Annotated in this window: 19 protein-coding genes and 1 riboswitch; of the genes, 9 read left to right on the top strand and 10 right to left on the bottom strand. The window is 69.3% G+C overall.

All coding sequences use genetic code 11. The features are described from left to right. The first annotated feature begins 86 nt into the window (after positions 1–86). Both G6N45_RS25835 and G6N45_RS25830 read left to right on the top strand, forming a co-directional pair. Positions 87–545, top strand: a complete 459-nt coding sequence (locus G6N45_RS25835) for an RrF2 family transcriptional regulator (RefSeq protein ID WP_163726632.1) — start codon at positions 87–89, stop codon at positions 543–545. Then, entirely contained in the window at positions 542–1,765 is a 1,224-nt protein-coding gene (locus G6N45_RS25830; RefSeq protein WP_163726629.1) for a globin domain-containing protein, read from the top strand. Before G6N45_RS25835 ends, G6N45_RS25830 begins: the two co-directional genes overlap by 4 nt. On the opposite strand, the gene G6N45_RS25825 is transcribed toward G6N45_RS25830, so the two are convergent. Genes G6N45_RS25825 through G6N45_RS25815 form a run of 3 tightly spaced genes read right to left on the bottom strand, consistent with a single transcriptional unit; the run spans position 1,766 to position 5,161 of the window. Then, entirely contained in the window at positions 1,766–2,113 is a 348-nt protein-coding gene (locus tag G6N45_RS25825; RefSeq protein ID WP_163726626.1) for a TetR-like C-terminal domain-containing protein, read from the bottom strand. It abuts the gene before it with no gap. A gap of 34 nt (positions 2,114–2,147) precedes the next feature. Beyond that, the gene (locus tag G6N45_RS25820) at positions 2,148–4,706 is read right to left on the bottom strand and encodes an FHA domain-containing protein (protein WP_163726623.1); all 2,559 of its coding nucleotides are present in this window, start codon (positions 4,704–4,706) and stop codon (positions 2,148–2,150) included. Positions 4,707–4,759: 53 nt separating this feature from the next. Then, positions 4,760–5,161, bottom strand: coding sequence for a nuclear transport factor 2 family protein (locus G6N45_RS25815; protein ID WP_163726619.1), 402 nt, complete (start codon positions 5,159–5,161; stop codon positions 4,760–4,762). Between the two features lie 48 nt (positions 5,162–5,209). Here G6N45_RS25815 and G6N45_RS25810 point away from each other — a divergent pair, with 48 nt between their 5' ends. Next, positions 5,210–5,773, top strand: coding sequence for a TetR/AcrR family transcriptional regulator (locus G6N45_RS25810; protein ID WP_163726616.1), 564 nt, complete (start codon positions 5,210–5,212; stop codon positions 5,771–5,773). Here G6N45_RS25810 and G6N45_RS25805 read toward each other — a convergent pair. Further along, the gene (locus tag G6N45_RS25805; protein ID WP_163726612.1) at positions 5,757–6,962 is read right to left on the bottom strand and encodes an NADH:flavin oxidoreductase; all 1,206 of its coding nucleotides are present in this window, start codon (positions 6,960–6,962) and stop codon (positions 5,757–5,759) included. The two genes, G6N45_RS25810 and G6N45_RS25805, sit on opposite strands and share 17 nt — an antisense overlap. A gap of 27 nt (positions 6,963–6,989) precedes the next feature. On the opposite strand from G6N45_RS25805, the gene G6N45_RS25800 reads away from it, so the two are divergent. Both G6N45_RS25800 and G6N45_RS25795 read left to right on the top strand, forming a co-directional pair. After that, positions 6,990–7,847: a bifunctional methylenetetrahydrofolate dehydrogenase/methenyltetrahydrofolate cyclohydrolase gene (locus G6N45_RS25800; protein ID WP_179965242.1), complete on the top strand. Its 858-nt coding sequence runs from the start codon at positions 6,990–6,992 to the stop codon at positions 7,845–7,847. After that, positions 7,844–8,128: a DUF3017 domain-containing protein gene (locus G6N45_RS25795; protein WP_163726606.1), complete on the top strand. Its 285-nt coding sequence runs from the start codon at positions 7,844–7,846 to the stop codon at positions 8,126–8,128. Before G6N45_RS25800 ends, G6N45_RS25795 begins: the two co-directional genes overlap by 4 nt. Here G6N45_RS25795 and G6N45_RS25790 read toward each other — a convergent pair. Continuing rightward, positions 8,125–8,778, bottom strand: a complete 654-nt coding sequence (locus tag G6N45_RS25790) for a ZIP family metal transporter (RefSeq protein ID WP_197746857.1) — start codon at positions 8,776–8,778, stop codon at positions 8,125–8,127. The two genes, G6N45_RS25795 and G6N45_RS25790, sit on opposite strands and share 4 nt — an antisense overlap. Beyond that, the gene (locus G6N45_RS27875) at positions 8,739–8,918 is read right to left on the bottom strand and encodes a hypothetical protein (protein WP_197746856.1); all 180 of its coding nucleotides are present in this window, start codon (positions 8,916–8,918) and stop codon (positions 8,739–8,741) included. Before G6N45_RS27875 ends, G6N45_RS25790 begins: the two co-directional genes overlap by 40 nt. 104 nt (positions 8,919–9,022) lie before the next feature. Between G6N45_RS27875 and G6N45_RS25785 the strand changes: the two genes are divergently transcribed. From G6N45_RS25785 to G6N45_RS25770, 4 genes are all read left to right on the top strand, one after another. Further along, positions 9,023–9,628, top strand: coding sequence for a TetR/AcrR family transcriptional regulator (locus G6N45_RS25785; protein ID WP_163726604.1), 606 nt, complete (start codon positions 9,023–9,025; stop codon positions 9,626–9,628). Continuing rightward, complete coding sequence (locus tag G6N45_RS25780) at positions 9,621–11,120, top strand: FAD-dependent monooxygenase (RefSeq protein ID WP_163726602.1); 1,500 nt, start codon at positions 9,621–9,623, stop codon at positions 11,118–11,120. The genes G6N45_RS25785 and G6N45_RS25780 overlap by 8 nt, the downstream gene beginning before the upstream one ends. A 75-nt stretch (positions 11,121–11,195) precedes the next feature. Continuing rightward, positions 11,196–12,326: a ferredoxin reductase gene (locus tag G6N45_RS25775; RefSeq protein ID WP_163726599.1), complete on the top strand. Its 1,131-nt coding sequence runs from the start codon at positions 11,196–11,198 to the stop codon at positions 12,324–12,326. Positions 12,327–12,336: 10 nt separating this feature from the next. Further along, a complete protein-coding gene (locus G6N45_RS25770; RefSeq protein ID WP_057150981.1) occupies positions 12,337–13,539 on the top strand; it encodes a fatty acid desaturase family protein in 1,203 nt (400 codons plus the stop codon). An 18-nt stretch (positions 13,540–13,557) separates the two neighbouring features. On the opposite strand, the gene G6N45_RS25765 is transcribed toward G6N45_RS25770, so the two are convergent. The 4 genes from G6N45_RS25765 to G6N45_RS25750 all read right to left on the bottom strand — a co-directional run bounded on the left by G6N45_RS25765 (position 13,558) and on the right by G6N45_RS25750 (position 17,796). Next, complete coding sequence (locus G6N45_RS25765; protein ID WP_163726596.1) at positions 13,558–14,289, bottom strand: class I SAM-dependent methyltransferase; 732 nt, start codon at positions 14,287–14,289, stop codon at positions 13,558–13,560. Beyond that, positions 14,286–15,413 (bottom strand): homoserine O-acetyltransferase MetX, encoded by a 1,128-nt coding sequence (metX, locus tag G6N45_RS25760; RefSeq protein ID WP_163726593.1) that lies wholly within the window; start codon positions 15,411–15,413, stop codon positions 14,286–14,288. The genes G6N45_RS25765 and metX overlap by 4 nt, the downstream gene beginning before the upstream one ends. After that, positions 15,410–16,762: a bifunctional o-acetylhomoserine/o-acetylserine sulfhydrylase gene (locus G6N45_RS25755; protein WP_163726590.1), complete on the bottom strand. Its 1,353-nt coding sequence runs from the start codon at positions 16,760–16,762 to the stop codon at positions 15,410–15,412. Before G6N45_RS25755 ends, metX begins: the two co-directional genes overlap by 4 nt. A 40-nt stretch (positions 16,763–16,802) precedes the next feature. Further along, a riboswitch (SAM riboswitch) is annotated at positions 16,803–16,922 on the bottom strand. A gap of 43 nt (positions 16,923–16,965) precedes the next feature. Next, positions 16,966–17,796 (bottom strand): epoxide hydrolase EphH, encoded by an 831-nt coding sequence (locus G6N45_RS25750; protein WP_179965241.1) that lies wholly within the window; start codon positions 17,794–17,796, stop codon positions 16,966–16,968. Positions 17,797–17,837 lie beyond the last annotated feature (41 nt).

Raw genomic sequence — 17,837 nt, 5'->3', positions numbered from 1 at the left:
AGGTCAAAAAACCGCACGTGAACGGGTGTTTGACCCCACAGCGGAAAAGTCGCATTCCTGGTGCGCATTTAACTAGCGTCAGCGGCATGCAGCTCACCCGGTTCACCGATCTCGGACTTCGGGCCATGATGCTGCTCGCGGCCGGCGAGGCTGACGGGCGGCGCGTGACCACCCGGTCGATCGCGGCGAGCGCCAACGCCTCCGAGCACCACATCGCCAAGGCGGTGTCCCGGCTGGCCGACCTCGGCATGGTGTCGGCGCGGCGCGGCCGCGTCGGCGGACTGGAGCTGACCGAGCAGGGCCGCGTCGCCTCGATCGGCCGGCTCGTCCGCAGCCTCGAAGGTGACCGCGAGGTCATCGAGTGCGGCGGCGACAACCCGTGCCCGCTGGTACCCGCCTGCCGGCTGCGGCGCGCCCTCGCCGAAGCCAAGGAGGCGTTCTACGCCGAACTGGATCGCTACACCGTCGCCGACCTGGCGCGGTCGCCGAATATGACTGTGCTGCTGGGCTCCCCGCAGACGATCACCGAAAGGAATCTCCGATGACCCTCACCGCCGCTCCGGTCGCACTGGAACCCGCGCACGCGCAGATCGTGTCCGCGACGCTCCCGCTGATCGGCGCCCACATCGACGAGATCACCACGGAGTTCTACCGCCGGATGTTCGCCGCGCACCCGGAGTTGCTGCGCAATCTGTTCAACCGCGGAAACCAGGCTCAGGGTGCGCAGCAGCGCGCGCTCGCCGCGTCCATCGCCACCTTCGCCACCCATCTCGTCGACCCCGATCTGCCGCACCCGGTGGATCTGCTGTCCCGCATCGGGCACAAGCACGCGTCGCTCGGTGTCACGGCCGACCAGTATCCGATCGTGCACGACAACCTGTTCGCGGCGATCGTCGCCGTGCTCGGGGCCGACACCGTCACCCCCGATGTCGCCGAGGCCTGGGACCGCGTATTCTGGATCATGGCCGAGACGCTGATCGACCTCGAGCACGATCTCTACCGCAATGCCGGCGTGGCCGACGGTGACGTGTTCCGTCGGGCGCGGGTGGTCTCCCGGGTCGACGATCCGTCCGGCGCGGTGCTCATCACGGTCCGCTGTGCAGCCGAGCTGTTCACCGATTTCCTTCCGGGACAATACGTCTCGGTCGGTGTGACGATGCCCGACGGGGCGCGGCAGCTGCGGCAGTACAGCCTGGTGGACGCTGCGGGCGATGGGGAGCTCACCTTCGCGGTGAAGCCCGTCGCCGCCGTCGACGGGCAGCCTGCCGGCGAAGTGTCCAGCTGGATCGCGGCCAACGTCTGCGTCGGTGATCTGCTCGACGTGACCGTGCCGTTCGGCGACCTGCCCGCCCCGACCGGCCGTCAACCGCTCGTGCTCATCTCCGCAGGCATCGGGGTCACCCCGATGGTGGGCATCCTCGCCCACCTCGCCGCGGCGGCGCCCGACACACCCGTGCACGTCCTGCACGCCGACCGCAGCGATCAGGCACACCCGCTGCGCGAGCGTCAGCACGAACTGATCGCCGCGTTGCCCCGCGCCGCATTCGACGTCTGGTACGAGGACGGGCTGACCGCGGGCACCGCCGGAGCCCACCCCGGCCTGCTGAACCTCGACGCCGTCACCATCGCCGACGACGCGCAGGTCTACCTGTGCGGCAACAACAACTTCGTGCAGGCGGTCAGAAAGCAACTGGTGGCCAAGGGCGTCGACGCGCAGCGGGTGCACTGCGAGCTGTTCGCCCCGAACGACTGGCTGCTCGGCTGATCAGGCCTCGGTGCTGACCGCGTGTGTCACCAGATCGGCGATCGCGCGGCAGTAGCCGGGGTCGACGTCGTCGTTGCTGAACAACGCGAACGTGTGCAGCGGCGAGGTCAGCAGTTGCAGTGCGATCGTGGGCCGGACGCCGGGACGCAGTTCGCCGCGGCGTGCGGCGCGGTCGAGGACCGTCTCGATGACGTCCCGACGCAGGGACCAGAACGCTAGCCGGCTCTCGATGTCGACGGTGTAGGACTTGGAATCGATGACGAGCATGCGGACGATGCGGCGGCCGACGGGCTGATTGACGTAGTGCCCCACCCACACCGCCAGCTCGGTCAGGTCGCCGCGCCGCAACTCCTCGACCGCTCGTCCCTCGCGGGCTTCGTCGTTACGCGGCCTTGAGCCGGATCTTCCAGCGCACCAGGCTCAGATAGCCGACGCAGATCGCCCCCTGCATCGCCATGTTGAACCACCACGTGCCTGCGGTGTGTTTCCAGTGCGAGTCCTGCGGCGTGAGCGGGCCGGGTACCAGCCTGAGCAGATCGATCGTCGACGCCGTCGACGCAAAACCCCACCGGGCAGGCGTCACCCATGACATCTGGTCGAGCACGATACGACCGGTCACCGGGATCATGCCGCCTTGGAAGACCAGCTGCGACATGATCGCGATCACCAGCAGCGGCATGATCTGCTCGTTGGACTTCGCCAGCGCCGAAAGGGCCAGGCCGACCATGGCCGCGCCGACACAGCAGGCGGCGACGTCGACGTACAACTCGAGGGATCGGCTGGGTATCACCGCGCCGCTCGTGACCGCGCCCTCGCCCCAACCCTTGCCGACGATGTTGATGGCGACCACGACCCCGGATTGCAGGAGCGCGAAACCGGCGAAGACGATGACCTTGGCGAACATGTAGGCGGTCGTGGACAATCCGACCGCCTGCTCGCGCAGGAAGATCGCCCGTTCACCGATGAGCGCCCGGATCGTCAGTGCGGTGCCCATGAAGATGGCGCCGACGTTGAGCAGCACCAGAATCTGTCCCGGCTCATTCGGCGCCTCGCCGCCCTGGATCGCGGGCACGGGTACGCCGAAGCCGACGTTGCCCGGTACCGACAGCGACAGAGCGCCCATGATGAACGGCAGGAACGCCAGGAAGATGAAGTAACCGCGGTCGGAGACGATGAGCCGCATCTGGCGGCGGGCGATCGTGGAGAACTGTTTTCGCACGCTGGTGCGCGTCGGCGAGCCGAGGTCCGCGGGCTGTTGGGTCGCCGGCCGGGGTGGCGGTGGACCGTGGCGTTCGAGGTAGCGGTGTTTGGCGCTGTCCGGATCGCTGGCCACCGAGCTGAAGATGTCGGCCCAGTTGGTCGTGCCCAGTTCGTGGCCGATCTGGTTGGGCGGGCCGTAGAACGCGGTCTTGCCTCCCGGGGCGAGCAGCAGCACCTGATCGCAGACGTCGAGGTAGGTCAGCGAGTGGGTGACGACGAGCACCACGCGTCCGGCGTCGGCCAGTTGGCGCAGCATCGTCATCACCTGGCGGTCCAGGGCGGGGTCGAGGCCCGAGGTCGGTTCGTCGAGGATCAGCAGCGACGGGCCCGTGAGCAGTTCGAGTGCGACCGATGCGCGTTTGCGCTGGCCGCCGGAGAGCTTGTCGACGCGAGTGTCGAGGTGGTTGGTCATCTCGAGTTCCTCGAGCACCTCGTTGACGACCTGTTCGCGGTCGGCCTTGGTGGTGTCGGGGGGCAGTCGGAGCTCGGCGGCGTACATCAGTGCCTGGCGGACGGTGAGCTCGCCGTGCACGACGTCGTCCTGCGGCACCATGCCGATCCGGGAGCGGAGCGAGGCGTACTCGGCGTGGACGTCGTGGCCCTCGAACGACACCTGCCCGGCGGTCGGATGGGTGTAGCCGGCGACCAGGCGGGCGAACGTCGATTTGCCGGCACCCGACGGGCCGATCACCGCGGTCAGCGTGCCGGGCCGCGCCGACATCGAGATGTTGTCGAGCAGCGTCTTGTTGTTCTCGATCGTCCACGTCACGCCGTGCACCTCGAGGCCGCCGGTCGCGGTGGCGGCCGCGGTCTCGGTGCGGCGGACCAGCGTCCCGTCGCGGAACACCAGGTCGACGTTGCCGATCGTGACGGTGTCGCCGTTGTTCAGCAGCGCGGTCTCGACACGGGATCCGTTGACGAATGTGCCGTTGATGCTGCGGTTGTCACGGATCTCGGTGCCGCCGGCGGTCGTCACCAGCGTGGCGTGGTGACGGGACGCCAGCACGTCGGGGATGACGATGTCGTTGTCGCTGGCGCGGCCGATCTTCACCGATCCGGGCGGCACCTCCGGCGCCCGGCTGGGCCGCAGGATCTTCAGCATGCTGGTGGCGAGGTTGCCGTCGCCACTCGAACGGGGCGCCGCGGCGGGCCCCATCTGCGTGACCGGCTCCATCGCCTGAGACGAGATCGGCTGATGCACCGGCGCGGGCGCCGGCCGCGACGGCGGCGGGGGATAACCGGCGCGGGGGCCGGTGGGGTAGGACCGCTGCGTCGGCGGACGCGTCGTCGGCGGCTGGCTGGGCCATGTCGCGCTGGGCCGGGCCGCGACAGGAACCGAGGTGGTGGGCGGCGGCGTGCCCGCCGACCCCTGGTGCCGGCCCACCTCGAAGGTGAGCAGCGGGCCGTCCGGGTTGCCGACGTGGAGCGCAGCCCCGTCGGCGATGTCGACGGCAGGCACCCGCCGGCCGTTGACGAACATGCCGTTGAGCGAGCCGTTGTCGATGGCGAGCCACCGGCCCTGGTCGAAGCGCAGCACCAGGTGGGCGCGCGAGATCAGCGGGTGGGCGATCCGGACGTCGGCGCGCAGGTCGCGGCCGACGACGACGTCGTTGCCTGCCGCGAAGGTGCGTGTGGATCCGTCGTAGCGGACGGTCAGCGCAGTGGATGCTGGTCGGCTCACGGAGCCGCTCCGGCGGCGACATTGGACATCGCGGCCACTCTATCGGTAGGCCCTCAGGTGGGAATCTGCCAGTTGGCGGTGTCGGTGATCTGATGCAGTGCCGTTATCTGGTCGTTTCGCACGGTGAGCACGTGGGCGAATGCGGCGTCGACCGCCGATGCGCCATCGCGTGCGGATCCGCGGTAGGTGCCGAGGACGACGACGCGGCGCGCGGGTCCGTCGGGGACCTCCAGGAACTCCGACGGCTCGACGGCGATGTCGTAGTCGGTGGCGATGCGGCCCCATACGCCGGCGATCATGGCGACACGCCCGTGGTGATCACCTCCTACGCCCTGGGGCATGCCTGCGCTCACGGTTGCCTCGAAATCGTCTGTGAGCAAGGCGAATAGTGCGTCTACGTCGTGGTCGGCGAGGGCGGTGTACAAGCTCTGGGCGACGTCTGTTGCGGTGGCCATGGCTACTCCTTCTTTATTAGAGAGTAACCTCTATTTTAGGGTGGAGCAATGCCCCGGCCCGCCCGATACACCGTCGACGCTCTGCTCGACGCCGCGGCGGACCTGTTGGCCGCGGACGGCCCGGCTGCGGTCACGATGTCGGCGGTCGCCCGGAGCACCGGCGCGCCGAGTGGCTCGGTGTACCACCGGTTCCCGACGCGGGCGGCGCTGTGCGGAGAGCTCTGGGTGCGCACCGAGGAGCGCTTCCAGGAGGAGCTGATCGAGGCTCTGGTCGCCGAGGACGATCCTCAGCAACGCTGCGTGTCCGGCGCACTGAGCATCGTGGCGTGGTGTCGGGCGCATCCCGTCGAGTCGCAGGTGCTGCTGGCCGGCCCGGACGAACTCGGCATCGGTGACTGGCCCGAACAGCTCACGGGCCGCCGGAAACGCTTGCAGCGCAGGCTGAAGAAAGCACTAGGGGACATCCCCGACGACGCGGGGCGGGTCAGCGCCGCGGTGATCGACGTGCCGTACGCGATCGTGCGCCGTCACCTGCGCGCCGGGCAGGCCATCCCGGCCGGCGCGGACGCGATCGTCGAGGATTGCGCCCGGGCGCTCATCCGCCCGAGCTGACCACCGACGGCGAGCCCGTCACGACGCAGTGGGTGTGGCTGTAGATGGTGGCCATGCACTGATTGCAGTGCGTGCACAGCGACTTCACACTGCTGTCGGCCTGGATGCGGTGGAGCAGGTCCGGCTCGGCGAGCAGCGCCCGTCCCATCGCGACGAAGTCGAAACCCTCGGCCATGGCCAGGTCCATGGTCTCGCGGTTGGTGATGCCACCCAGCAGGATGAGCGGTAGCGACAGTTCGGCGCGGAAAAGCCGGGCATCGCGCAGCAGGTAGGCCTCGCGGTAGGGGTACTCGCGCAGGAACTTCGTCCCCGTCATCCGGATGCCCCAGCGCAGCGGCGGTTTGAACGCGCCGGCGAACTGCTTGATCGGCGCGTCCCCCCGGAACAGATACATCGGGTTGACCAGGGAACTGCCCGCGGTCAACTCGATGGCGTCCAGCCCGCCGTCTTCCTCGAGCCACTTCGCGGTCTGCAGCGCCTCGTCGGTGGAGATGCCGCCGCGCACGCCGTCGCTCATGTTGAGCTTGGCCGTCACCGCGATCGGCGAGCCCGCCTTCTCCACCGCCCGGCGCACCGCGAGCACCGTGCCGCGCGCGACCTTGGCCCGGTTGGCCAGCGAGCCGCCGAACTCGTCGTCGCGCCGGTTGATGAGCGGAGACAGGAACGAGCTGGCGAAGTAGTTGTGGCCCAGATGCACCTCGACCGCATCGAAGCCGGCCTCGATGGCCATCCGCGCGGCCTGGGCGTGCGCCTCGGTGATGTCGAGGATGTCGTCGCGGGTGGCACGCCTGGCGAACCGCATCGACAGAGGATTGAAGAACCGCACCGGCGCATAGGCGGTGGCCCTGTTCGACCGGGCATTGGCCACCGGCCCGGCGTGGCCGATCTGCGCGCTGATCTTGGCGCCCTCGGCGTGGATGGCGTCGGTGAGCCGGCGCAGCCCCGCCATTGCCTCGGGCCGCCAGTAGATCTGGTTGCCCTCGGTCCGCCCGCCCGGCGCCACCGCGAGGTAGGCCACGGTGGTCATGCCGACGCCGCCCGCCGCAGGAAGCCGGTGATAGGTGATCAGGTCGTCGGTGACCAGAGCGTTCGGCGTCGACGCCTCGAACGTCGCCGCCTTGATGACGCGGTTGCGCAGCGTGATCGGACCGAGCGCGGCGGGACTGAACACATCGCGGACAGCTGTCATGTCGGTGAGCCTGTCACAATGTTCGCCGTGGGTGCGATCACTTTGGACGGTAAGGCCACGCGCGACGAGATCTTCGTCGACCTGACCACGCGCGTCGCCGCGTTGACCGAGGCCGGGCGCACGCCGGGGCTCGGCACCGTGCTCGTCGGCGACGACCCCGGATCGCAGGCCTACGTGCGCGGTAAGCACGCGGACTGCGCGAAGGTCGGCATCAACTCGATCCGCCGCGACCTGCCTGCCGACATCAGCCAGGCCGAGCTGCTCGACACGCTCGACGAACTCAACGCCAACCCGGACTGCACCGGTTACATCGTGCAGCTCCCGCTGCCCAAGCACCTCAACGAGAACGCGGCACTCGAGAGCGTCGACCCCGGCAAGGACGCCGACGGTCTGCACCCGATGAACCTGGGCCGGCTGGTGCTCAACGAGCCGGCACCGCTGCCCTGCACCCCGCGCGGCATCGTGCATCTGCTGCGGCGCTATCAGGTGGAGATCGCCGGCGCGCACGTCGTCGTGATCGGGCGCGGTGTCACCGTCGGCCGCCCCCTCGGTCTGCTGCTCACCCGGCGATCGGAGAACGCCACGGTCACGCTGTGCCACACCGCAACCCGGCACCTGCCGCAGATCACCAGGGAGGCCGACATCGTCATCGCCGCGGCGGGCGTGCCGCACATGGTGACCGCGGAGATGGTGCGGCCCGGTGCCGCGGTGGTCGACGTCGGGGTCAGCCGCGACGACGCGGGCAAGCTGGTCGGCGACGTGCACCCGGATGTGTGGGAGGTGGCCGGCCACGTGTCGCCCAACCCGGGTGGGGTGGGTCCGCTGACGCGGGCGTTCCTGCTCACCAACGTCGTCGAGCGCGCCGAGGCCGCCGCCGCGTCGTGAGGTTCGCGCGCAGGGTGTTCGCCGGGCAGTGGCCGATCCTGGCCGTCGGTCTCTGTCTGGTGGCGGCGTTTTTGCTGGTCGCCGCCGGCTACTGGCGCCGCGGCGCACTGGTGATGGCCATCGGAGTCGGCGTCGCCTCGGCGCTGCGGCTGGCGTTGCCCGAGGATCGCGTGGGTCTGCTGGCGGTGCGCAGCAGGGTCGTCGACGTCGCGACGACCGCGTCGGTCAGCGCGGCGATGCTCTACATCGCGTGGACGATCGACCCGCTGGGCACCAGCTAACCGATCCGCTCGATCGCGAAGGCGATCAAGAATCCCACCGTCGTGATGAGCCCGGTGAAGATGTGTGTCTCCTCGAACGCCTCGGGCACCATCGTGTCGGCGATCATCGCCAGGATGGCGCCCGCCGCGACCGCGGTGATCACCGCGATGAGCGACGGTGCGGCGCCCGCCAGCAGCAGGTAACCGAGCATCGCCGAGGCGCCGCTGATGACGGCGATCCCGGTCCAGACGCCGAACACGTAGCGCGCACTGCGGCCGGCCTGCTTCATGCCGGCGGCGCTGGACAGTCCCTCGGGCAGGTTCGAGATGAACACCGCCGCGAGGACGGGCAGGCCGACGCCCTGACCGCCGATCAGTGAGATGCCGAGCACCACCGACTCCGGGATGCCGTCGAGCAGCGCTCCGATGGCGATCGCGGCACCGCTGCCGCCTGCCTGCTCCTCGCTCGGCTGCCGGTCGTGGGAGCGCTTGCGGTGTCGTGCGCCGTGGCGGGAGAGCACTGTGTTGGCGAGTACGTAGGCCAGGGCACCGCCGACGAAACCGCATGCGGTGGGCAGCAGTCCGCCGATTCGCTCGGCCTCGTCCATGAGGTCGAAGGCCAGCGCCGAGATCAGTACCCCGGCGCCGAACGCCATGACGCTGGCCACCACGCGCGCGGGCACCCCACGCGCGCGGGCACCCGCACGGTCCAGGCGATGGCGGCGCCCACCACCAGCGCCGCACCGGCGAACAGGCCCCATCCGCCGGCCGCCAGCCAGCCGGGTACGGCGGTCTCCGCGTATGTGGTCACGACCGCCGGTGTTGCCCGCCGACGGCACTTCTACGCGGTCGACGCGAACGTTGCCTGGTGTGCAATCTTGCCCAGTGGGCAAGTTTCGGCGTACGGTGGCGTCCATGACCGGACTTCGCGAACGCAAGAAGCTCGACACCCGCCGGGCGCTCAGCGACGCCGCGCTCGAACTCGCCTTCGAGCGCGGCCTGCACGCTGTCACCCGCGAGGACATCGCCGCGAGGGCGGGCGTCTCCCTGCGGACGTTCAACAACTACTTCACCAACAAGTTCGAGGCCGTCGCCTACCGGCAGACCGAACGAATGCGTCTCGCGCTGAACATGTTCCGAGACAGCCCGGTCGCCGAGCCACTGTGGTCGGCGATCGAGACCGCGGTCGTCGCACCGCTGGAGGCCGAGGGTGCCGGTGATGTGGTGCCGACGGCGGCTCAGCGCGCCGCGATCATGGACGTGATGGCGGCGCCGGAGTCCCGGCAGGCGATGTCCGCGCAACTCTTCGACGACTGGGTCGCCGCGATCGCCGACCGGGTGGGTGCCGATCCGATACGCGACATGTATCCCCGCCTCGTCGCAGGCGTCATCCGCGCGGTCAGCGATGCGGCGATGGACGCCTACGTCGGCGCCGACCCGCCGGTGCCGTTCGTCGATCTGCTGCGACGCGGGTTCGCCGCCGTCCGTGCGGGTCTGCCCGAGGAGCGCGCCGATGCCTGACGTCGACGTCGTGATCGCCGGAGCGGGCCCCAACGGACTGATGCTGGCGTGCGAGCTGGCGCTGGCGGGCGTGCAGCCCGTCGTCCTGGACCGTCTGCCGGGGCCCAGTGCCGAGCCGAAGGCCAACGGTCTGGTCGGCCAGGTGGTGCGCCAGCTCGAAATGCGCGGGCTCTACCGTCGCTTCAGCGGCGCCGCCTCTGCACCGGAACCCCTTCTCACGTGGATGTTCTCGGGCATGCACATGCCTTTGGCCGGCCTGGCCGACAACCCGATGTACGCGATGATGATCGCCCAGCCGACGCTGGTGCGCCTGCTGCTCGAGCGGTCCGCAGAACTCGGTGTCGAGGTTCGCTGGGGTCACGGAGTGGAGGATCTGGCGGACGGACCCGACGGTGTCCGCGTGACGGTGGCCGGCCCGCAGGGCGGCGTCACGCTGGACGCGCGCTACCTCGTCGGCGCGGACGGCGGCCGCAGCACCGTGCGCAAGCTGGTGGGCATCCCGTTTCCCGGGCACACCTCCGACACCGTCTCGCGGCTGGCGCACGTCGCCGTCCCCGACGAATTACGCACCGCCGACGGCGGATTGGAGGTGCCCGGCTACGGCAGGCTGCCGTTCGGGCACACCCGGCTCGATCACGGTGGCATCATCTTCGCCGACCTCGGTCAGGGCAACCCGATGCTCGGCACCATCGAGTTCGGTCCCGAAGACGATGTCGACGACGCCGAGCCGCTGACGCTGTCGGAGTTGCGTCGCAGCGCGCGCCGGGTGCTGGGGGTCGACGTCCCGATCGGGGCGCCGCGCGGCGACGGCCCGCCCGCGCTGCGGCGCATCGCGGGGCAGAACACGCGCCAGGCCGAGCGCTACCGGTGCGGGCATGTGCTCCTCCTCGGGGACGCCGCCCACGTGCATTCGGCGATGGGCGGCCCCGGACTCAATCTGGGTCTGCAGGACGCGATGAACCTCGGCTGGAAACTGGCGGCGACGGTGCGCGGCGGCGCCCCGCCCGGTCTGCTGGACACCTACCAGACCGAGCGGTACCCGGTCGGTCGGCGGGTGATGATGCAGACGATGGCGCAGACCGCGCTGTTCTCACCCGGGCCCGAGATCGGTTCGCTGCGCGAGCTTTTCGCCGAGTTGCTGACGCTGCCCGACGTGGCCCGCCACATGGCCGGGCTGCTCGCGGGCTCCGACGTGCGTTACGACGTCGGCGACCAGCATCCCCTGTCGGGGCACCTGGTGCCCGACCTGCAGCTCGACGACGGTCGCCGTGTCGCCGAGCTGCTGCACAGTGCCCGTTCGCTGCTCATCGCGGAGGCAGACCCGGCCGTCGGCTCGGTCGATGTGGTGCGGGCCGGCATCCCCGGCGGACCCGCGGCGATGCTGATCCGGCCGGACGGCTACGTCGCCTGGGCGACCGACGATCCCACGCACCCGGGTGTGGAGGCGGCGCTCGCGCGTTGGGTGAACAGATGTTTCGTTACCGGCAGGTAGGGATACTCCCCGTCCGTCATCGTTGCTGTGACTGCAGTCACAGCGACGGGTTCGCGATGCGATCTGGGGAGAGTCATGGCCGGACTGGTGAAGACGGTGACGCGCTGGAGCAAGGCGCCCGCGCGTGACGTCGAGGCGCCGACGGGAAGCTGGGTCAACATGGTGCGCGGGCTGGCTGCCCGCGCGACGACGCCGCTACTGCCCGACGACTACTTGTCCCTGCTCAACCCGCTCTGGTCGGCGCGGGAGCTGCGCGGAGAGATCGTCGAGGTCCGAACGGAGACCGAGGACTCCGCGACGGTGATCATCCGCCCCGGTTGGGGCTTCGCCCGGGACTACCGGCCCGGCCAGTACGTCGGCATCGGTCTGCGGGTCGACGGTCGCTGGCACTGGCGGTCGTATTCGCTCACCTCGGTCCCCGAGCAGGCCGAGGGCGAGATCTCGATCACCGTCAAGGCGACCCCGGAGGGATTCCTGTCGACCCACCTGGTCGACGGCGTTCAACCGGGCACGATCATCCGGCTGGCCGCCCCGCAGGGGGAGTTCACGCTGCCCGATCCGCCACCGGAGTCATTGCTCTTCATCACCGCGGGAAGCGGCATCACGCCGATCATGGCGATGCTGCGTTCCCTACGCGCCCGAGATCAGCAACCCGACATCGTGCACGTGCACTCCGCGCCGTCCGCCGAGTCGGTCATCTTCCACGACGAACTGCGGGAACTGGAACATCAGCAGCGCGGGTATCGCCTGCATCTGCAGCTGACGCAGCGCGACGGCAAGGTCGAGCTCGACGACCTCGACCAGATCGTCGGGGACTGGCGGGACCGCTCGGCGTGGGCGTGCGGTCCCTCGGCGATGCTGGATGCGGCCGAAAAGGTCTGGGAAGAAAACGATCTGGCTGATCAGCTGCACATGGAGCGCTTCACCATCGCCGCCACCGACAAGGGCGGCGAGGGCGGCACCGTGTATTTCGGCATCTCGGACACGTCCGCCGAGATCGACGGCGCCACCACGATCCTGCAAGCCGGCGAGGACGCCGGAATCCAGATGCCGTTCGGCTGCCGGATGGGCATCTGCCAGACCTGCGTGCTCCCGCTCGAGGAGGGGCACGTCCGGGACATCCGCTCCGGGCAGGAACACGGTGCGGGGGACCGCATCCAGACCTGCGTGTCCACCGCATCCGGCGACTGCACCATCAAGATCTGAGGAGACTTCCATGGCGATCACCGACATCAAGGTCTATGCGCACCTGACCGACGACGACATCGAGCAGTTGACGGCCGAACTGGACCAGATCCGCGCGGACATCGAGGAGTCCCGCGGCGAACGCGACGCCCGCTACATCCGGCGCACCATCCAGCTGCAGCGGGGCCTGGCGGCGGGCGGCCGCATCGCGCTGTTCGCGAGTAGCAGCCGGATCGCCCGGGTGGCCGGGACGGCGATGCTGGCGACGGCGAAGATCATCGAGAACATGGAACTCGGCCACAACATCACTCACGGCCAGTGGGACTGGATGAACGATCCGGAGATCCACTCGACCGAATGGGAGTGGGACACCACGTCACCGTCGGTCCACTGGAAGAAGTCCCACAATTTCATCCATCACAAGTACACGAACGTCGTCGGTCTGGACGACGACATCGGCTACGGCATCATGCGGCTCACCCGTGACCAGCGCTGGGAACGGTGGATGATCGGCAACCCGGTCTACAACCTGATGCTGGGCACGCTGTTCGAGTGGGGTGTCGCCCTGCACGGTGTCGAGGTGACGAAGTACCGCAAGGGTGAGAAGTCGATGGGCGAGGTGCGCCGGGACCTCAAGATCATCGGTCGTAAGGTCGGCAAGCAGGTCGGCAAGGACTACATCGTCTTTCCCGCGCTGACCGGAACCAACTGGAAGCACACGCTCAAGTGCAACGCGGTGGCCAATCTGATCCGCAATTACTGGGCGTACATGGTGATCTTCTGCGGGCACTTCCCGGACGGTGCGGAGAAGTTCACGGCCGAGGAGTTCGAGAACGAGACGCGCGGCGAGTGGTATCTGCGACAGATGCTCGGATCGGCCAACTTTCACGCCGGACCGATCATGGCCTTCATGAGCGGCAACCTGTGCTACCAGATCGAGCACCACCTGTTCCCCGACCTGCCCAGCAACCGCTACGCCGAGATCAGCGTCCGGGTGCGTGAACTGTGCGAGAAGTACGACCTGCCCTACACCACCGGGCCGCTCCTACGGCAGTACTGGCAGTCGTTCTGGACCATCCTCAAGCTCGCGCTGCCGGACAAGTACCTGAAGGCCGACAGCGACGATGCGCCCGAGACGCACTCCGAGCGACGCTTCCGCCGCATCGAGCGCAGCCCCGGCACCCCGAAGCGAGGCCTGCGCACCGCGATCCGGGAGCGGACGAAAGCCGCCTGACGGCCGCCGCTTTTCGGCTCAGCTCAGCGTGGCGCGCACGCACACCGTCACATACGGCAGCGCCAGGCCCGTGCTGTTCGCGAGCGCGGGGTGGGTGGTGAGCAGCTCGCGCACCCGGTCGAGCGTGCGGGTACGCACCTGCTCGGGGGAGGTGATGCAGTAGCTGCGGGAGGCGACCAGATCGATGAGTGCCTGGGGCGTCAGGTAACTGGTCCACTCGACCTGGTGGCGTGCGACATCGCCGAACGGTGCGGGCAGTTCCACGGTCTGACTGAACGGGTCCACCTCGTGACCGATGATCCGGCCGAGATCCTTGACCCAGCCCAGGCGTTCGTCGCGGTTGTTCCACACCAGGCCCAGCCGGCCGCCGGGCCGCAGTACGCGCGCCACTTCCTTGAGCGCACGCTCGGGATCGAACCAGTGCCATGCCTGCGCGACCAGCACCGCGTCCACACTGTCGTCGGCCAGCGGGATGTCCTCGGCGGTGCCCAGCAGCGCAGGCGTGTCGGGAAGCGAGCCGCTCAGTAGTTCGAGCATCTCCGGAATCGGATCCACGGCAACGACATCGAGGCCACGCTCCACGAGCCGCGTGGTCAGCTTGCCCGTGCCGGCGCCCAGGTCGAGCACCGTATGCGCACCGGGGGGCAGCAGCCAGTCGATCGCCTCCGGCGGATACGACGGGCGGCCGCGTTCGTAGGCGGCGGCCTCCGCGCCGAAGGACAGCGAACGCTGTTCGGCCGAACCGCTCACCGCGCGGCCAGCTCCAGCGTGCGGCGGATCAGCTTGCCCACCGCGTCGGTCTCCACCAGGAACCCGTCGTGCCCGTAGATCGAGTCGACTACGTCCAGTCCGTCACAGCCCGGCAGCAGATCGGCCAACTCCTCTTGCAGCCGAAGCGGATACAGCCGGTCGGAGGTGATGCCGCCGACGATCGTGGGCACCGGGCAGCCGCGCAGCGCCGCCTCGATCCCGCCGCGGCCTCGCCCGACGTCGTGGCTGGACAGTGCATCGGTCAGGGCGACGTAGGTGCCGGCGTCGAAGCGCGCCACCAACTTCCGGCCCTGGTACTCCAGGTAGCTCTGCACCGAGTACCGGCCGCCGGTGGTCGGATCCTCGCCGGGCTGCGCCGCATTGCCGAACCGCTCGTCGAGTTCGGTCTCTCCGCGGTAGGTGAGATGTGCGAACCGGCGCGCGATCTCCATCCCGGCATCGGGGGAGCGCCCGGTGTCGTGATAGTCGCCGCCGCACCAGTCCGGGTCGGAGGTGATCGCCGCGACCTGGGTGCTCTGCGTGCCGATCTGATCGGCCGTGGCCCGCGCGCCGACCGCGAGCACCAGGGCGGCACGCACGGCGTCGGGGCGGGTGACGATCCACTCGAGCGCCCGCGCACCGCCCATCGAGCCGCCGATGACGGCGGCCACCTCGGTGATGCCCAGCCGCTCGAGCACCGCCACGTCGGCAGCCACCTGGTCGCGCACGGTGGTCGCGGGAAACCTTGAGCCCCAAGCCTTTCCGTCGGGAGCGATGCTGCTCGGGCCCGTCGAGCCGCGGCATCCGCCCAGCACGTTGGTCGAGATCGCGCACCACCGGTCGGTGTCGATCGGGGCGCCGGGACCGGCCACCCCGTCCCACCAGCCCGGCGTCGGATGACCGGGTCCGGCGGGTCCGGTGATGTGCGAATCGCCGGTCAGCGCGTGCAGGACCACCACGACGTTGTCCCGATTGGGCGACAACTCACCCCACCGCTGGAACGCGATCGAGACGTCGTCGAGGACGGCGCCGTTCTCGAGCGTCAGCGGTCCGATGTCGACGATGCCGACCTCGCCTTCGGGCGGCAGCGCCACGCGTTCGTTCGCCACATCCACGATGGTCACGTCTGAACCTCGAGAACCTGCGGATCAGCGGTGGCGCCGACGCGCTCGGCGGCCGCGAAGCCCTGCTCGAGGTCGGCGAGGATGTCGTCGATGCCCTCGATGCCGACCGCGAGCCGCACCAGCCCGGGCGTCACGCCGCTGGCGAGCTGCTCTTCGGGGGAGAGCTGCTGGTGCGTCGTGGACGCCGGGTGGATCACCAGCGAGCGCACGTCACCGATGTTGGCGACGTGGCTGTGCAGCGTCAGCGCGTCGACGAACGCTTTGCCCGCAGCGACGCCGCCGGCCAGTTCGAACGCCAGCACCGCACCGGTTCCCTTGGGCGCCAGCTTCTTCCCGATCTCGTACCACGGCGAGCTGGGCAGCCCCGCGTAGTTCACCGAGATGACGTCCTCGTGGCCGGCAAGGTACTCGGCCACCTTCTGGGCGTTGGCCACGTGCCGCTCGACGCGAAGGCTCAGCGTCTCCAGGCCCTGGGCGATCAGGAACGCGTTGAACGGCGACGCCGCCGACCCGAGGTCGCGCAGCAACTGCACGCGCGCCTTGAGCGCGTAGGCGGGCGGGCCGAGTTCGGCGAACACCACCCCGTGGTAGCTGGGATCCGGCTCGGTGAAGCCGGGGAAGCGCCCGTTGGTCCAGTCGAACGTGCCGCTGTCGACGATCACGCCGGCGATCGTGGTGCCGTGCCCGCCGAGGTACTTGGTGGCCGAGTGCACGACGATGTCGGCGCCGTGGCTGATCGGCTGGATCAGGTAGGGCGTGGCGATCGTGTTGTCGACGATGAGCGGGACCCCGTTGTCATGCGCCACCGCGGACACCGCGGGGATGTCGAGCACGTCGATCTGGGGGTTGGAGATCGTTTCGGCGAAGAACGCCTTGGTGTTCGGCCGAACCGCCGCCCGCCACGACTCCGGGTCGTCGGGGTTCGCCACGAAGCCGACCTCGATGCCGAGCTTGGGCAGCGTGTAGTGGAACAGGTTGTAGGTGCCGCCGTACAGCCGCGGACTGGACACGATGTGGTCGCCACTGTTGGCGAGGTTGAGGATGGCGATTGTCTCGGCGGCCTGGCCGGAGGCCAGCAGCAGCGCCGCGACGCCGCCCTCGAGCGCTGCGATGCGCTGCTCGACGACGTCCTGCGTCGGGTTCATGATGCGGGTGTAGATGTTGCCCGGCTCGGCCAGGCCGAACAGCGCTGCGGCGTGGTCGGTGTCCCGGAACGCGTAGCTGGTGGTCTGGTAGATCGGCAGGGCGCGTGCGCCGGTCGCCGCGTCGGGCGTCTGGCCCGCGTGCACCTGCTTGGTCTCGAACGCCCAGCGACTTGTGGGGTCGCCGAAGTCGTTGTCGAGGCTCATTCGATGTCTCCTCCATGAACGGGGGGCCCGTTTCACGGCGGACCCGCGCTTGCCTTATAGCCGGAATCGGCTACTCAACCTGGTCGTCACCCGGGGCACCCCACCGCGGTTGGAGGGTTGCCGGCCAGCAAGCCGGGGCTGTGCGCTGGCACTCAGAACCGTTTCGAAGAATAACGCACCCGGGCGACCGGGTGCCACCGGGTTCAGCCGATGGCGCGCTGCGAGCCCGTCTGCTCGTCGAGGAAGTCGCGGATCACTCCGGCGATCCGCTCCGGCGCCTCGAACATCGGGATGTGCCCGACGCCGTCGAGTTCGGTGAACTGGACATCACGGGGCAGGTGCTTGCGGAAGTGGTTGGTGAATCGCGGGTGCGGTAGCACCCGGTCCTTTTCGCAGACCACCAGCGAGGTCGGGATGCCGGTGTCGGCGAGCTCCATCAGCCCCGGCATCAGCAGCGCCTTGACCAGCAGCTGGTAGTAGGCGGGGCAGTGGGTGACGTCGTCGATGATGTCGAGCATGTCCTCGTCGCTGATGCCGTCGCGGGCGGCGCTGCACGGGACGCTCGCCGCCGCGCGGGCGCCGGGCAGCCGCGCCGCGCGCGGGCCGAGCGCCTTCGCGGTCAGCCACACCGGGAAGCCCATCACGAACTTGAACACGATCTCGTACTTGGCCGGTGTCCAGCGGTGCCAGCCCCCGGCAGGCGCGATACCCATCAAGGACCGCGCCCGGTTGCGGCGCTCGAGTTCGAAGGCCACCCAGCCGCCGAGCGAGTTGCCGACGATGTGGGCGGTGTCCCAGCCGATCTCGTCGAGCCAGCGCTCGACGTCGTCGGCCAGCGTGGCAGTGTCGAGCAGCCAGGACCGGTTCTTGCGGCCGCCGTTGTGGCCCGCCATTGTGGGGGCGAACACCTCGTAGCGGCCGGTCTCGGCGAGTGCGGGCGCGACGTTCTTCCACACGTTCTGCGACATCATGAACGGGTGCAGCAGCAGCACCGGCTCCCCGGAGCCCAGGTGGATCGGTTCGCGTTGCCTCATAGCGCCCGACATTAAGGTGATACCGGCGGTACCGCAAGAAC

Origin of the sequence: Mycolicibacterium psychrotolerans, from assembly GCF_010729305.1 — a bacterium.
Lineage (GTDB): Bacteria > Actinomycetota > Actinomycetes > Mycobacteriales > Mycobacteriaceae > Mycobacterium > Mycobacterium psychrotolerans.
Note: the sequence above shows the minus strand (reverse complement) of the source record. Positions and strands in the feature narration are given on the sequence as shown.

What these genes read in the sequence shown, in the direction of transcription:
- G6N45_RS25835 (WP_163726632.1), top strand. Translation starts at nt 87, where the DNA reads ATGCAGCTCACCCGGTTCACCGATCTCGGACTTCGGGCCATGATGCTG.
- G6N45_RS25830 (WP_163726629.1), top strand. Translation starts at nt 542, where the DNA reads ATGACCCTCACCGCCGCTCCGGTCGCACTGGAACCCGCGCACGCGCAG.
- G6N45_RS25755 (WP_163726590.1), bottom strand. Translation starts at nt 16,762, where the DNA reads ATGAGCCTCGACAACGACTTCGGCGACCCCACAAGTCGCTGGGCGTTC.
- G6N45_RS25780 (WP_163726602.1), top strand. Translation starts at nt 9,621, where the DNA reads ATGCCTGACGTCGACGTCGTGATCGCCGGAGCGGGCCCCAACGGACTG.
- G6N45_RS25775 (WP_163726599.1), top strand. Translation starts at nt 11,196, where the DNA reads ATGGCCGGACTGGTGAAGACGGTGACGCGCTGGAGCAAGGCGCCCGCG.
- G6N45_RS25770 (WP_057150981.1), top strand. Translation starts at nt 12,337, where the DNA reads ATGGCGATCACCGACATCAAGGTCTATGCGCACCTGACCGACGACGAC.
- G6N45_RS25805 (WP_163726612.1), bottom strand. Translation starts at nt 6,962, where the DNA reads ATGACAGCTGTCCGCGATGTGTTCAGTCCCGCCGCGCTCGGTCCGATC.
- G6N45_RS25815 (WP_163726619.1), bottom strand. Translation starts at nt 5,161, where the DNA reads ATGGCCACCGCAACAGACGTCGCCCAGAGCTTGTACACCGCCCTCGCC.
- G6N45_RS25785 (WP_163726604.1), top strand. Translation starts at nt 9,023, where the DNA reads ATGACCGGACTTCGCGAACGCAAGAAGCTCGACACCCGCCGGGCGCTC.
- G6N45_RS25750 (WP_179965241.1), bottom strand. Translation starts at nt 17,796, where the DNA reads ATGAGGCAACGCGAACCGATCCACCTGGGCTCCGGGGAGCCGGTGCTG.
- G6N45_RS25810 (WP_163726616.1), top strand. Translation starts at nt 5,210, where the DNA reads ATGCCCCGGCCCGCCCGATACACCGTCGACGCTCTGCTCGACGCCGCG.